The following is a 13,624-nucleotide window of genomic DNA, read 5'->3' on the forward strand; positions in this document are numbered from 1 at the left end:
GATGGGACGAGTCACCGCACGAACACCGGTCGTTCGAATCTCGGGCGATCGAGTGCTCACCCGCCCCGACACACTTGCCGTCGAGGAACCACTCGAAATGAGGGTCGGCGGCCAGGTGCTGGCGGTGACGATGCGAACACCGGGCAACGACGTCGACCTCGTGCACGGATTTCTTCTCAGCGAGGGCGTCATCGCCACCCGTGACGATGTCAGCATCGTTCGCTACTGCGACGGCGTCGACGAGACCGGTGCAAACACGTACAACGTCCTCGACATCGCTCTGGCTCCCGGAGTGCCGTTGCCCGACCACACCACCGACCGCAACACCGTCGTCAGTTCCGCGTGCGGAGTGTGCGGCAAAACCTCACTCGACGCCGTCCGGACAACCACCAAGCACCCGTTGGTCGGCGACACCACCACCGTCCGCTCGACCACGCTGTCGTCAATGCCGCTCACGCTTCGACGACGACAGCGCATCTTCGAGACCACCGGCGGCTTGCACGCAGCCGGATTGTTCACCACCACAGGCGAACTGCTTGCTCTCCGCGAGGACGTCGGCCGTCACAATGCGGTAGACAAGGTGATCGGCTGGGCCATCACCGACGGCCGAGTACCCCTGTACGACACGATCTTGATCGTCAGCGGCAGGGCGTCGTTCGAACTCGTCCAGAAGGCCGTCATGGCCGGCATTCCGATCCTCGGTGCCGTCTCGGCTCCGTCGTCACTTGCCGTGGAACTGGCAAAGGAGTCGGGACTGACGCTTGCCGGTTTCATCCGCGGCGATTCGATGAACGTCTACTCCCACCCGCACCGAATCGAGGTCGTCGCTACTCCGCGCGCAGCTGAGCCGACAGTCGCACAGCGGAGTTGACCTCGCCGTAACCCTCGTACCCACCCACGCGTTGAACGACCTCGAAGAACAGGTCGGCGCCGACGGTCGGGGTGAACAGGTGGAAGAACTCGCCGTGAGCATCCGCGTCGTAGAGGATTCCCGCGCCGCGCATACGGTCGAGCAGTTCGGCATTGAGACCGAAGCGCGCTTCGAGATCTTCGTAGTAATTCGGCGATATGGGAAGCGGCGCATAGCCCCAGTCCGCCATGGTGGCTGCCGCGGCAAAAATATTCTCACACGAGAAGGCAACGTGGCTGACGCCGCCGCGGCGCACGGTGGGCAACCCACTTCGGCTGCCGTCCACCATGTTCAGCGAGATACGCAGAGTGTTTCCCGAACCGTCCTGAACGAGGGTGAGCGCCTGGCTCCGCATGAGTCCCACAGAATCGGTGACATCCAGCCCCTCGTGCGGATGCATCTCGAAGACAGACCGCAGGAGCAGCATGACGGAGTCCCAACTCTCGGCCGGGACGGCAAGGGCAACATGGTCGATGCCCGTGAGCACCGACGCCTCCGCGCGGTTGCGGGCGGCCGAGAGCGGGTAGATGTCGAACGCCGATTCCCACGCCGCCGCACTGCCTGGGCCGCGTAGGTCGATCGACGTCGCGTCGGTGACCTTCAGGCGGACGACGTCCGGAACTTCGGCATTCTCGTCCGCCGAACCTGGCAACCGCACCTGTTCGACCGGCACCTCCAGCGCGAGTGCTCGCCGGCCCCACACCTCGGGTTCAGTTGCGCGGATACCGATCTGAGTGAGAACCGGCAGGTCGGCCGGGAGACCGGGCGCGCTCCACACCGTCCCAGCCGTCGCGTCGACGGCGATGGTCAGAAGGCCGTGGCGCCACAACTGCAGATCGTGATCACGATGGCGTCCGACCAGGTGAAAGCCCACCGAAGACAGCATCGTGTGAAGCTGATCCTGCTTGGCCGGTCCGGCCGCGACGCGCAGCGAGACGATACCTTCGAGCGGAGTCCGCTCCGGTGCCGTGAACAACTCGGGTCCATCCCCGACCGACACGGCGGCGGACACCTGCTCCTCCAAGTGGAGCAGCGACCGGTGGGCGTCGACTGCCGTTCGCTGTGTGTCGGCCCGACGAAACACGTCGTTGAAGATTTCGAGTGACCACGGTCCCGTGTAGCCGGCGGCGTGGACGTGCCCGGCAAAAGTGCTCAGGTCGAAGCTGCCCTGCCCCGGGAAGTTTCGGTGATGCCTGCTCCACTGAAGGATGTCCATCGCCATGAACGGTGCGTCGGCCAACTGCAGGAAGAATATCTTCTCACCGGGGATATCCCGGATTCCAGCGGGATCGTCACCGCGGGACAGGATGTGGAAGCTGTCCAAGCAGGTTCCGAGTGACGGGTGATCGACTTCCTCGACGATCTTCCACGCATGCCGGTAAGTATTGACGTGTCCGCCCCAGGCCAGCGCCTCGTACGCCACCTTCTTGCCGTGCTCGGACGCCAGCTCTGCCAGCGCCGAGAATTGTTCGACCAACTGACCGTCGTCATGGCTTGCCGTCGGCAACGGCGAGGAACACACAAGCAGTGTTTCGCAGCCCAGCTCTTCCATGAGCTCGAACTTGCGCTGCGCCCGAACAAGATTCCGGGCGAATTGATCCTCGCTCCGGGAATCGAAATCACGAAACGGTTGATACAGATCCAGGGTCAGCCCCAGATCCGCGGCCCGCGTGCGCAGTTCCTTCGGCGACCACGGCGAGGCGACAAAATCCGGCTCGAACACCTCAAAACCGTCGAAGCCCGCCGCGGAAATCGCAACCAGCTTTTCTTCGAGGGTGCCACTGAGTGACACGGTTGCTATCGACGTTCGAACCGGCGTGTTCATCGGGCTACCGCCGCCTGCTCGCCCTGGACAAGGGCAGTCATGTGGGCGAGCATCCGATCACTGTCCGGCTCGATACCGGTGAAGATCCGGAAGGCGTCGACGGCTTGGAAAACGGTCATCCCGCCGCCACTGAGCGTCGGGGCACCGATCAAGCGCGCCTGGCGAAGGAGCTCTGTTTCGAGGGGGCGGTACACGATCTCCGCAACCCACAGGTCCGGGCGCAGAAGATCCGGGGAGAACGCCATACCGGGGTGCGCGGCCATTCCCATCGGGGTGGCATGAATCAACCCGTCGGCGCCGGCGAGTGCATCGGCCAGGTCGTCGGTGTGCTTCGCTACCACGCTCTGAGTGGGAAACTGCACTGCCAACGTCCGCGCAAGTTCCTGCGCCCGAGCAAGACTCGAATCCACCAATGTCAGCACGCGAGCTCCGCGCGTCAGCGCCGCATACGCAACGGCAGCACCCGCGCCGCCTGCACCGAGCTGGACCACCCGGTCCAGCTTCGCGCCGGGGAGTCCCGTGTCGAAGTTACGTCCGAAGCCGGACCAGTCGGTGTTATGACCGATCGCTTTGCCGCCCTCGAAGAGAACCGTATTGACGGCTCCGAGTTTTGCTGCGTCAGCCGACAATTCGTCGAGATGCTCGATCACCAGCTGCTTGCATGGGTGGGTGATGTTGAGGCCACGGAAGCCGAAACGCTTGGCGTAGGTGAGCAGTTCACCGATATCCGACGGCGCCAGCCCCATCACGTCGAGATCGAGGATGCGGTAGACGTACGGCAGAGACTGCGCCCGTCCCTCCTCCTCGTGCATGATCGGTGTCAAGGACGCACCGATTCCTGTGCCGATAAGGCCACAGAGAATTGTCTCGCTCATCAGTTCTCTTCTCCTCGGACGCACACGAACTCGACTGCGGCGCTGTATCCGTCGATCCCCAGTCCGCAGATGACGGCGTCTGCAATTCCGGACACGTACGAGTGCTGACGGAAGCCTTCACGACTGTGAATGTTACTGATATGGACCTCGACAACGGGAGCTTCCAGCGTGACCAGCGCATCCCGCAAGGCGACCGACGTGTGCGAATAGCCGCCGGGATTGATCACGATGCCGGCAACTCTTCCGCGCGCCTCGTGGATCCAGTCGATGAGCTGACCCTCGTGATTCGATTGCTTTGCCTCGACGACGGCACCGAAGTTTGCGGCCGCGACCTCACAGCGGGCAACTACGTCATCAAGGGTGTCCCGACCGTAGAACTCCGGTTGGCGCTGCCCCAACAGATTGAGATTGGGTCCGTTGAGAACCAGGATCGGTCTTGATACTGCCATCGGGTCACCTCGAAGCTAATGTACGAACTAGTGAGTTAATTTATCGGACACTACTCCTCCGACGCGCACTCGACAAGGAACTCACCCAACTCCGTCGCAGATAGAGTGAGGTCCATGGTCTCCGAGCACTCCGCGAATGCACTGGCATCCAAGCCCGAGAAACGACGTCGAAACAGCGATCTCACCCGAGTGAACATCATCGCCGTCGCGACCGAGGAGTTTGCCGACAAGGGTTTCGCCGGAGCCCGCGTGGACGAGATCGCCACCAAGACTCACACCACAAAACGCATGATCTACTACTACTTCACCGACAAGGAAGGGCTGTACAAGTCGGTTCTGGAACACGCGTACAGCGTGATCCGGGCACAGGAGCGTGAACTCGATCTCGAGGGCCTTGATCCGACGGCAGCTGTTCGCGCACTTGCAGAACTCACCTTCGATCACCACGAGCAGCACCCGAACTTCATTCGCCTGGTGGCCAACGAGAACATGCTGCGCGGCGAGTACATCGAGAAGTCCGAAGTGCTCAGCGGACTCGGCGCTCCCGCCGCGGACCTGGTGTCACAGATCCTCCTCGACGGCCAGAAGGCCGGCACGTTCCGAGACGACGTCGACGCTCTCGACGTGCACATGCTGATCAGCAGTTTCTGCGTCTTCCGCATCGCCAACCGCTACACATTCAAAGCACTCTTCGACCGCGACCTCATCGCCCCGACGCATCGCGAGCACCTGCGAACCATGCTCGGCGACATGGTCGTCGCTTTCCTGACGGCGCCTACCCCCGCCTGACCGACTACCAACTAATTGACTTCGGAGCACTCGCAACCGGGAGGACACACGTGACCGAGAACAGCGCGCACGGACTTTCACTCGAGGACAAGGCTTCCTTGACCTCGGGATCGGATTTCTGGCACAGCCAGGCTGTCGCCGGAATTCCGTCGATACTGCTGACCGACGGCCCGCACGGCGTTCGCAAACAACCGGAGGGCGGTGACGCGCTCGGGCTCGGTCAGAGCATCCCGGCCACGTGTTTCCCGCCCGCCGTCGGACTCGGTTCGTCCTGGAATCTCGACCTCATCCGCCGCGTCGGCGAAGCGCTGGGCGACGAAGCCAAAGCCGAGCAGGTCTCGGTCCTTCTCGGCCCCGGTATCAACATCAAACGATCCCCCTTGTGCGGGCGGAACTTCGAGTACGTCTCCGAGGATCCCTTCGTATCCGGCCGCGTTGCTGCCGCACTGATCATCGGTATTCAGTCCCGCGGCGTCGGTACGTCGCTCAAGCATTTTGCCGCCAACAACCAAGAACACGACCGCATGCGGGTCAGCGCCGATATCGACGAGCGAACCCTGCGGGAGATCTACCTCGCTGGATTCGAGTACGCGGTCACCACGGCAGCGCCCACCACGGTGATGTGCTCGTACAACAAGATCAACGGCGTCTACGCGAGCCAGAACCATTGGCTGCTCACCGAAGTTCTGCGCGAGCAGTGGGGATTCGACGGCCTTGTCGTTTCCGATTGGGGAGCCGTGAACGACCGGGTTGCGGCGATTGCCGCCGGTCTGGATTTGGAGATGCCGCCCTCGGGCGCCGACGGACAGATCGTCGACGCCGTGCGCAACGGCCACCTCGACGAATCCGTCGTGACCACAGCTGCCGAGCGGGTGGCGACGCTGGTCGACCGTACCGCCGGCGCTCGGATCGATGGCCACACCTACGACGCTGCGAATCACCATGAACTCGCCCGGACCGCTGCCGCCGAATCCGCGGTCCTCCTCGAAAACGACGGTGAGATCCTCCCCCTGACTCCGGGAGGGCAGACCGTCGCGGTCATCGGCGAGTTCGCTTGCAGTCCGCGGTACCAGGGGGCCGGCAGTTCGCAGGTAGTACCGACCACCCTCGACAATGCGCTGGACGCAATCCTGGCCATCGCGGGTTCCGACCGCGTGACCTTCGCTCCGGGATTCACCTTCGACGGCACCCCGGACAGCGACAAAGTCACCGAAGCCGTCGACGCTGCCCGCAGGTCCGACGTGGCCGTCCTCTTTCTCGGCCTCCCGTCAGCCACCGAATCCGAGGGGTTCGACCGCTCGGACATCGACTTGCCCGCCGACCAGATCGCCCTGCTGAAAGCAGTGCACAGCGCCAATCCGAACACCGTCGTGGTCTTGTCCAACGGTGGCGTCGTCTCGATCAACCCGTGGCGCATGTACGCCGCCGCCATCCTCGAAGGATGGCTTCTCGGCCAGGCAGGCGGGTCGGCGATCGCCGACATCCTGTTCGGTCTCGTCAACCCGTCCGGCCACCTCACCGAGACGATTCCCCTTCGGCTGCAAGACAACCCGTCTTACCTTCATTTCCCGGGATCTGCGCAACACGTGCGATACGGGGAAGGTTTGTATGTGGGGTACCGCTACTACGACTCCGTCGACCACGACGTTGCCTACCCCTTCGGCTTCGGGCGAAGCTACACCACCTTTGCCGTCACCGACACCGCAATCACCGCTGGAGAAAATTCTGCCGAGATCACGGTGACCGTGCTCAACACCGGTGATCGAGCCGGCAGCACGGTTGTCCAGGTATACGTCCACGACGCGGGCTCTGCCGTCGACCGCCCTACCCAAGAGCTGAAGGGCTTTGCCAAAGTCCACCTCGAAGCCGGGCAATCGACAACCACGACGATCACACTCGACCCGCGCGCATTTTCCTACTGGTCCGCCAAGGACCAGGACTGGGCCGTCGAAGCCGGTGACTACGACGTTCGCGTCGGCTTCTCCTCGCGCGACATTGCAACCACGGACAGGATCACCCTGCCGGGAAACATCGGACCTCGCCCCCTGAACGCCATGTCGACCATCGCCGAGTGGTTCGCACATCCGGTCGGAGGCCCAGTTCTCGGCGCCGCGATGGCCGCTGCCGCCACCGAAGATTCCCCGCCGATAGCGCCCGAACTGATGGCCATGGCCGGTTCCATGCCGCTCGGCAAACTCGCGGCCTTCGGCCTCGGCATCACGCAGGAGCAGGTAGCCGAACTGGTTGCGGCCACACAGCGGCCTCAGCCATAGCTCTCTGAACTGGGGTTTCGATAACCAACCGAAACGTAGCTAGATTTTTATGAACTATTTGGTTAATAATCTTGTGTAGTCGGTGTGGCGTCAGTTACATTCTGTGTATCGCTCTCCGCACAAACGTTCAAAGTACGAACAAGTACGCCGAACACCACGTCGCGGATGTAGAGCCCTCCACTTTCGCTTCCACCAGGAGATGAGCATGTCAGCTAGCACGGTCACACCGTCGGGACCTGAGGCAGGGCACTTGCCCACAACAGACACCACCAAGGTCAAACGCGCCGCTACGTCGTCGTTCCTCGGCAGCATGCTCGAGTACTACGACTTCTACATCTACGCATCAGCCGCCGCACTCATCTTCCCGACGGTGTTCTTCCCCGACAGCGGGCACGCGGCACTGCTCTCCCTCGCGACATTCGGAGTTGCCTATATCGCGCGTCCCGTCGGCGCCGTGGTTCTCGGACACTTCGGCGACCGCGTCGGCCGCAAGAAGATCATGCTGCTGACACTCATCATGATGGGCGCAGCCACCTTCTTCATCGGATGCATCCCGAGCGCCGACTCGATCGGAGTGTTCGCGCCGATACTGCTCGTGCTGATGCGCATCGCCCAGGGCATCTCCGCGGCCGGCGAGCAGAGTGGCGCGAGCTCACTCACTCTCGAACACGCACCGGAAGGCCGACGCGCCTTCTTCTGCAGCTGGACGCTCAACGGCACTCAAGCCGGATTCATCCTCGCCAGCCTGGTATTCCTCCCCATCGCGGCGCTGCCCGACGACATTCTCTACACCTGGGGTTGGCGAATCCCGTTCTGGGGCAGCCTGATCGTTCTCATTGCCGCCTACATCATGCGACTCAAGCTCGAAGAGCCCGAAGAGTTCATCGAGCAGCAGGAATCCAAGGCCGTTGCGAAGCTCCCCGTCGCCGACCTGCTTCGCACACACAGCGCAAATCTGGTCCGCGTCATCTGCTGCGCCTTCATCGCCGTCGTGTCGACCATCTTCTCCGTGTTCGGTCTTGCCTTCGCTACCACTGAAGAAGTGGGAATCCCCAAGTCCACGATGCTGTGGGTTGCCATTGCCGCAAACGCTGTCGCACTGATCAGCCAGCCTGCCTGGGCGATATTGTCCGACCGAATCGGCCGTCGACCGCTCTTCGTCGGTGGCGCCCTGGGCAGCGCGGTCTTCATCTACGTCTACTTCGGTGCGATCGCCAGTGGAAACGTTCCGCTCATCTTCCTTGCGGCAATCGGCTTGATGTCCGTCTTCTACGCGGCACCCAACGCCATCTGGCCGTCGTTCTACTCCGAGATGTTCAACACCAAGGTCCGCTACTCGGGTATCGCAATCGGAACCCAGGTCGGATTTGCGCTCGCCGGCTTTGCACCCGCCATCGGCAACGCTCTGATGGGCGGCGACAAGACCCATTGGATGCCCGTCGCAATTCTGACCTCGGTCGCCTGCGTCATCTGTGCGATCTCAGCCTTCACCGCCAAGGAAACCTTCCGCACCCCGCTCAAGGAACTCGGCAACCCGATCTAGCCGAACACCCCACAAACAACTGTGGCCCGGCATCTCGCGAGAGATGCCGGGCCACAGTTGTTTTGATGTTAAGCCGTCTTGTCGCGGCGTTCGCCGCGCTCCGGCTTACGCGGGACGATAGTCGGCAGAACGTTGTCGATGACGGTCTCGGCGGTCACCACAACCTTCTCGACGTCGTCGCGACTGGGGATGTCGTACATCACGGGGAGAAGAACTTCTTCCATGATGGCGCGCAGTCCACGGGCACCGGTGCCACGGAGGATGGCCTGATCGGCAATCGCGTCGAGGGCTTCCTCGGTGAACTCGAGTTCCACGCCGTCCATGTCGAACAGTCGACGGTACTGCTTCACCAGAGCGTTCTTGGGCTCGGACAGAATCTGGACGAGCGACGCCTTGTCGAGATTGGTGACCGACGCGATCATCGGCAAACGGCCGATGAACTCGGGAATCAGACCGAACTTGATCAGATCTTCCGGCATGACCTCGGCAAAACGATCGACGGTGTCGAGTTCTGCCTTGGAGCGCACCTCGGCACCAAAGCCGATACCGCGCTTGCCTACCCGATCGGACACGATGCGTTCGAGGCCGGCAAACGCACCGGCAACGATGAACAGCACATTCGTGGTGTCGATCTGGATGAATTCCTGATGCGGATGCTTGCGCCCACCCTGCGGCGGAACGCTGGCCTGCGTGCCTTCGAGAATTTTGAGCAGAGCCTGCTGAACACCCTCACCGGAGACGTCCCGGGTGATCGACGGGTTCTCGCTCTTGCGAGCGATCTTGTCGACCTCGTCGATGTAGATGATGCCGGTCTCGGCGCGTTTGACGTCGTAATCCGCAGCCTGAATCAGCTTGAGCAGAATGTTCTCGACGTCTTCACCGACGTAACCCGCCTCGGTCAGGGCCGTTGCGTCCGCAATCGCGAACGGAACGTTGAGCATCTTCGCCAAGGTCTGCGCGAGATACGTCTTACCGCAGCCGGTGGGGCCGAGCATCAAGATGTTGGATTTTGCGAGTTCGACGGTTTCGCCGCGGGCATCGCGGCCCTTGTCGCCGGCTTGAATACGCTTGTAGTGGTTGTACACAGCCACTGCGAGCGTCCGCTTGGCGGAGTCCTGACCGATGACGTAGTTCTCGAGGAAATCGCGGATCTCCGCGGGCTTCGGCAGCTCGTCGAGTTTGACCTCACTCGACTCGGCCAGTTCTTCCTCGATGATCTCGTTGCAGAGGTCGATGCACTCGTCGCAGATGTACACCCCGGGTCCTGCAATGAGTTTCTTGACCTGCTTCTGGCTCTTACCGCAGAAAGAACACTTGAGCAGATCCCCGCCGTCGCCGATGCGTGCCATCTCGTGAGGTCCCTACTTCCTTCGTGTACGTGCACTCGCCAGAACGCAGATCCAGAACCAGCCCGTGATGTGACGGTACCCGTTGTTCCGAACCACGGTCGACCTGTTGTCGGCGATTCGTCGACGGATTATCAAGAATATTGTCGGGGAAATAGTTCAGGCATGTCTTCCACCTGGCACTTCCCGACCGATCCGCCTCGCGTCGCGCACCGAATTTCGGTGGTCGACACGAGGCGGAAAACGACTACTTCTGTGCGCTGAGCTTCCGGTACGCCAGAACGTCGTCGATGATGCCGTATTCCTTGGCCTGCTCGGCCGTGAGGATCTTGTCACGATCGGTGTCGACGCGGATCGTCTGCGGATCCTTGCCGGTGTGCAGAGCCAACGTGTTCTCCATGAGACGACGCATACGCTCGATCTCGGCTGCCTGGATCTCCAGATCGGAAACCTGGCCCTGGATACCGCCGGTGGCCGGCTGGTGAATCAGGATGCGCGAGTTGGGGAGCGCAAAACGCTTACCCGGCGTACCGCCGGCGAGCAGAACAGCAGCAGCCGACGCGGCCTGGCCGAGGCAGACGGTGGAGATGTCTGCACGCACGTACTGCATCGTGTCGTAGATCGCCATCAGCGCGGTGAACGAACCACCGGGCGAATTGATGTACATCGTGATGTCGCGGTCCGGATCCTGCGATTCCAGAACCAACAGCTGTGCCATGAGGTCGTTCGCGGACACGTCGTCGACCTGCGAGCCGAGGAAGATGATGCGCTCCTCGAAAAGCTTGTTGTACGGGTCGGACGTCTTGACGCCGTAGCTGGTCTGCTCCGTGAACTGGGGCAGGATGTAGCGCGACTGCGGGCCCGACGGCGCCTGGCCGCCCAGCGAGTTAGCTCCGAAAAGGTTTGTCATCAGTTCTCCAAAGTATGAATTGGGCAGCAATAGGACGGATCAACCGACTCAGTTGCCGGTGCCGCCGGCCTGATTCGCACGAGAGACGACATGGTCGACGAAGCCGTACTCGAGGGCTTCCTTCGCCGTGAACCAACGGTCACGGTCCGAGTCAGCGGTGATCTGCTCGACCGTCTGACCGGTGTGCTGAGCGATCAGCTCGGCCATTTCACGCTTGGTGTGCTTGAACTGCTCGGCCATGATGGCGATGTCGCTGGCGCTACCACCGATACCGGCGGACGGCTGGTGCATCATGATGCGGGCGTGCGGCAGGGCGTAACGCTTGCCCTTGGTGCCTGCCGAGAGCAGGAACTGCCCCATCGACGCGGCGAGACCCATGCCGAACGTCGCGATGTCGCACTCCGCGAACTGCATGGTGTCGAAAATCGCCATACCGGCGGTGACGGATCCACCAGGCGAGTTGATGTAGAGCGAGATGTCTCGCGTCGGGTCCTCGGCCGAGAGAAGCAGGATCTGCGCGCACAGCTTGTTTGCGATGTCGTCGTCGACCTGGGTGCCGAGGAAAATAATGCGCTCACGGAGCAAGCGCTCGTATACCGAGTCGCTGAGGTTCAACCCAGCGGTGGCTGAAGTCATGGCGGGACTCTGCAAAGTCTCCAGGTGATTGGAAGTCACGGTACCTGCCTTCTATGTGGATCTTCTTTGCCAAATACGAATTGCTGACACAGACACTAACCAAGTAGGGCGGCACCGGAGTCCCGGTGCCGCCCTACTTCGCTCAAAGCGGAAAACTCATTGCAGCCGATCGCGGTGAAAACACCCGATAACCTGCTTTTTTACTTGTCTTCGCTCTCGGCAGAATCAGACGCCTCTGCGTCCTCGTCAGCCTTGCCGTTACCGAAAAGCTCAGCGGTGTCGACAGCAGCGCCGCTGCTGTCGGTGACGCCGGCAGCCTCGACGACGGCTGCGAGAGCCTTGCCGCGACGGACATCGGCGAACATCGCACCAAGCTGGTTGGCCTGCTGGATCTGCTGGATGAACTGCTCAGGAGCCATGCCGTAACGCTGTGCCTGGAACAGGATGCGCTCGGTGAGCTCGTCCTGACCGACGGTGACGTCGTTGGCGTCCGCGATGGAGTCGAGCAGGAGCTGAGTCTTGACGGAGCGCTCAGCGGCCTCCAACGTGTCCTTGTCGAACTCTTCGCGGCTGCTGCCCTGCTCTTCGAGAGCCTTGTTCAGAGCCTCTTCGTCGTGATCGAGACCGTGAACGGCGTCGTGCAGCGCAGCGTCGACCTCAGCCTTGACGATGGCCTCGGGCAGCGGAACCTCGACCGTCTCGAGCAGCTGCTCGAGAACCTTGTCGCGGATCTGGCCGGCCTGCTCGACCTTGCGGACGCGTCCGACGCGCTCGCGGAGGTCTGCCTTCAGTTCGTCGAGGGTGTCGAACTCGCTGGCGAGCTGAGCGAACTCGTCGTCCTCGTCCGGAAGCTCGCGCTCCTTGACCGTCTGAACGGTCACGGTGACAACGGCTTCCTTGCCTGCGAATTCACCGGCGACCAGAGTCGACGTGAAGTCCTTGGACTCCCCCGCCTTCAGGCCGATGATGGCTTCGTCGAGGCCCTCGATGAGCTGGCCCGAACCGACCTCGTGCGACAGTCCGCTGGCGGTAGCCTCGGCAACGTTCTCGCCGTCGACGGTGGCCGACAGGTCGATGGAGACGAAGTCGCCGTCCTCGACTGCACGGTCGACGCCCGTGAGGGTGCCGAAACGCTGACGCAGCGAGAGCAGCTGCTCTTCGATGGCCTCATCGGTGATCTCGATCGGATCGACCGTGACGTTGATGGAGCTGAAATCCGGGAGTTCGATCTCGGGGCGCACGTCGACCTCGGCAGCGAATTCGAGGACGTCGCCGTCTTCGAGCTTCGTGACCTCGATCTCGGGCTGGCCGAGTGCCTTGACGCCGGCGCTGGTGACCGCCTCGGAGTAACGCGACGGCAGAGCGTCGTTGATGACCTGCTCGAGCACAGCGGCGCGACCGACGCGTGCCTCGAGGAGGCGGGCCGGGGCCTTGCCCGGACGGAAGCCTGGGAGACGAATCTGCTGCGCGAGGGCCTTGTAGGCCTTGTCGAAATCAGGCTTGAGTTCCGCGAAGGGCACCTCAACGTTGATACGGACTCGCGTCGGGCTGAGCTGCTCGACGGTGCTCTTCACGAAACTTCGCTCCTTCGTCTGGTCTTGCTCATAACTGGCTTACTGCAGGTTTTCGGTCTTGCTCGTGTGGTCTTGCACGACACTCCACTCCTGCGTGTGCAGTAGTGGAGTCTCGTATACGTACTTGTCGGGATGACAGGATTTGAACCTGCGACCCTCCGCTCCCAAAGCGGATGCGCTACCAAGCTGCGCTACATCCCGTTACTCGCAAACATGCTTCTTACGAACACGCTCGCGAAAACAGCCGCGTACTTGCGACTGCGCCAAACCTTATCGCGCTCACTACTCTCTCACGAACCCGCCCACCATTTGTACACGGATAGCCGTAAGCACGTGCAGCCTGCATCCGGCTCGAAACTCCGGCCGCACCGGCGCGACCGACCCCTCGACTACACCCTCGCCGGAGATTCCCCTGGTGAGAAGGCTTTCGGCCCCCCGATTATGAAATCCGCACCCGCATTGGGTACAGTTTCGAATCGCAGACGACGAACACG

Annotated in this window: 11 protein-coding genes and 1 tRNA gene; 4 read left to right on the forward strand and 8 right to left on the reverse strand. The window is 62.1% G+C overall.

Annotation, left to right across the window (positions count from 1 at the left end):
• Nucleotide 1 precedes the first annotated feature (1 nt).
• A complete protein-coding gene (gene fdhD, locus FEZ60_RS18645) occupies nt 2-871 on the forward strand; it encodes a formate dehydrogenase accessory sulfurtransferase FdhD (RefSeq protein WP_095885898.1) in 870 nt (289 codons plus the stop codon).
• Here fdhD and FEZ60_RS18650 read toward each other — a convergent pair.
• From FEZ60_RS18650 to aroQ, 3 genes are read right to left on the reverse strand one after another with little or no spacing between them, the layout of a single operon-like run.
• Nucleotides 828-2,735, reverse strand: coding sequence for a sugar phosphate isomerase/epimerase and 4-hydroxyphenylpyruvate domain-containing protein (locus tag FEZ60_RS18650; protein ID WP_172936711.1), 1,908 nt, complete (start codon nt 2,733-2,735; stop codon nt 828-830). The genes fdhD and FEZ60_RS18650 overlap by 44 nt on opposite strands.
• A complete protein-coding gene (locus FEZ60_RS18655; RefSeq protein ID WP_172936712.1) occupies nt 2,732-3,610 on the reverse strand; it encodes a shikimate dehydrogenase in 879 nt (292 codons plus the stop codon). The genes FEZ60_RS18650 and FEZ60_RS18655 overlap by 4 nt, the downstream gene beginning before the upstream one ends.
• Nucleotides 3,610-4,059 (reverse strand): type II 3-dehydroquinate dehydratase, encoded by a 450-nt coding sequence (gene aroQ / locus FEZ60_RS18660; protein ID WP_033232866.1) that lies wholly within the window; start codon nt 4,057-4,059, stop codon nt 3,610-3,612. The genes FEZ60_RS18655 and aroQ overlap by 1 nt, the downstream gene beginning before the upstream one ends.
• Nucleotides 4,060-4,173: 114 nt before the next feature.
• Here aroQ and FEZ60_RS18665 point away from each other — a divergent pair, with 114 nt between their 5' ends.
• The 3 genes from FEZ60_RS18665 (at nt 4,174) to FEZ60_RS18675 (ending at nt 8,664) form a co-directional block, all read left to right on the forward strand.
• Nucleotides 4,174-4,848 carry a TetR family transcriptional regulator gene (locus FEZ60_RS18665; protein WP_051730375.1) on the forward strand — a complete coding sequence of 225 codons (675 nt, stop codon included), beginning with the start codon at nt 4,174-4,176 and terminating at the stop codon, nt 4,846-4,848.
• A gap of 50 nt (nt 4,849-4,898) precedes the next feature.
• Complete coding sequence (locus FEZ60_RS18670; protein ID WP_172936713.1) at nt 4,899-7,121, forward strand: glycoside hydrolase family 3 C-terminal domain-containing protein; 2,223 nt, start codon at nt 4,899-4,901, stop codon at nt 7,119-7,121.
• 205 nt (nt 7,122-7,326) lie between these two features.
• The gene (locus FEZ60_RS18675) at nt 7,327-8,664 is read left to right on the forward strand and encodes an MFS transporter (RefSeq protein ID WP_033232862.1); all 1,338 of its coding nucleotides are present in this window, start codon (nt 7,327-7,329) and stop codon (nt 8,662-8,664) included.
• Between the two features lie 68 nt (nt 8,665-8,732).
• Here the strand turns inward: FEZ60_RS18675 and clpX are convergent, their stop codons facing one another.
• The 5 genes from clpX to FEZ60_RS18700 all read right to left on the reverse strand — a co-directional run bounded on the left by clpX (nt 8,733) and on the right by FEZ60_RS18700 (nt 13,331).
• Nucleotides 8,733-10,013 carry an ATP-dependent Clp protease ATP-binding subunit ClpX gene (gene clpX / locus FEZ60_RS18680; protein WP_033232860.1) on the reverse strand — a complete coding sequence of 427 codons (1,281 nt, stop codon included), beginning with the start codon at nt 10,011-10,013 and terminating at the stop codon, nt 8,733-8,735.
• Between the two features lie 244 nt (nt 10,014-10,257).
• Nucleotides 10,258-10,920: an ATP-dependent Clp protease proteolytic subunit gene (locus tag FEZ60_RS18685; protein ID WP_033232858.1), complete on the reverse strand. Its 663-nt coding sequence runs from the start codon at nt 10,918-10,920 to the stop codon at nt 10,258-10,260.
• 48 nt (nt 10,921-10,968) lie between these two features.
• Nucleotides 10,969-11,556: an ATP-dependent Clp protease proteolytic subunit gene (locus FEZ60_RS18690; protein ID WP_007730960.1), complete on the reverse strand. Its 588-nt coding sequence runs from the start codon at nt 11,554-11,556 to the stop codon at nt 10,969-10,971.
• 200 nt (nt 11,557-11,756) lie between these two features.
• Nucleotides 11,757-13,130 (reverse strand): trigger factor, encoded by a 1,374-nt coding sequence (gene tig / locus FEZ60_RS18695; RefSeq protein ID WP_033232854.1) that lies wholly within the window; start codon nt 13,128-13,130, stop codon nt 11,757-11,759.
• 127 nt (nt 13,131-13,257) lie between these two features.
• Nucleotides 13,258-13,331: transfer RNA gene (locus FEZ60_RS18700), tRNA-Pro, on the reverse strand.
• Nucleotides 13,332-13,624: the final 293 nt, after the last annotated feature.

It is taken from the genome of Rhodococcus sp. MS16, from assembly GCF_013277795.1.
Taxonomy (GTDB): Bacteria; Actinomycetota; Actinomycetes; order Mycobacteriales; family Mycobacteriaceae; genus Rhodococcus_F; species Rhodococcus_F globerula.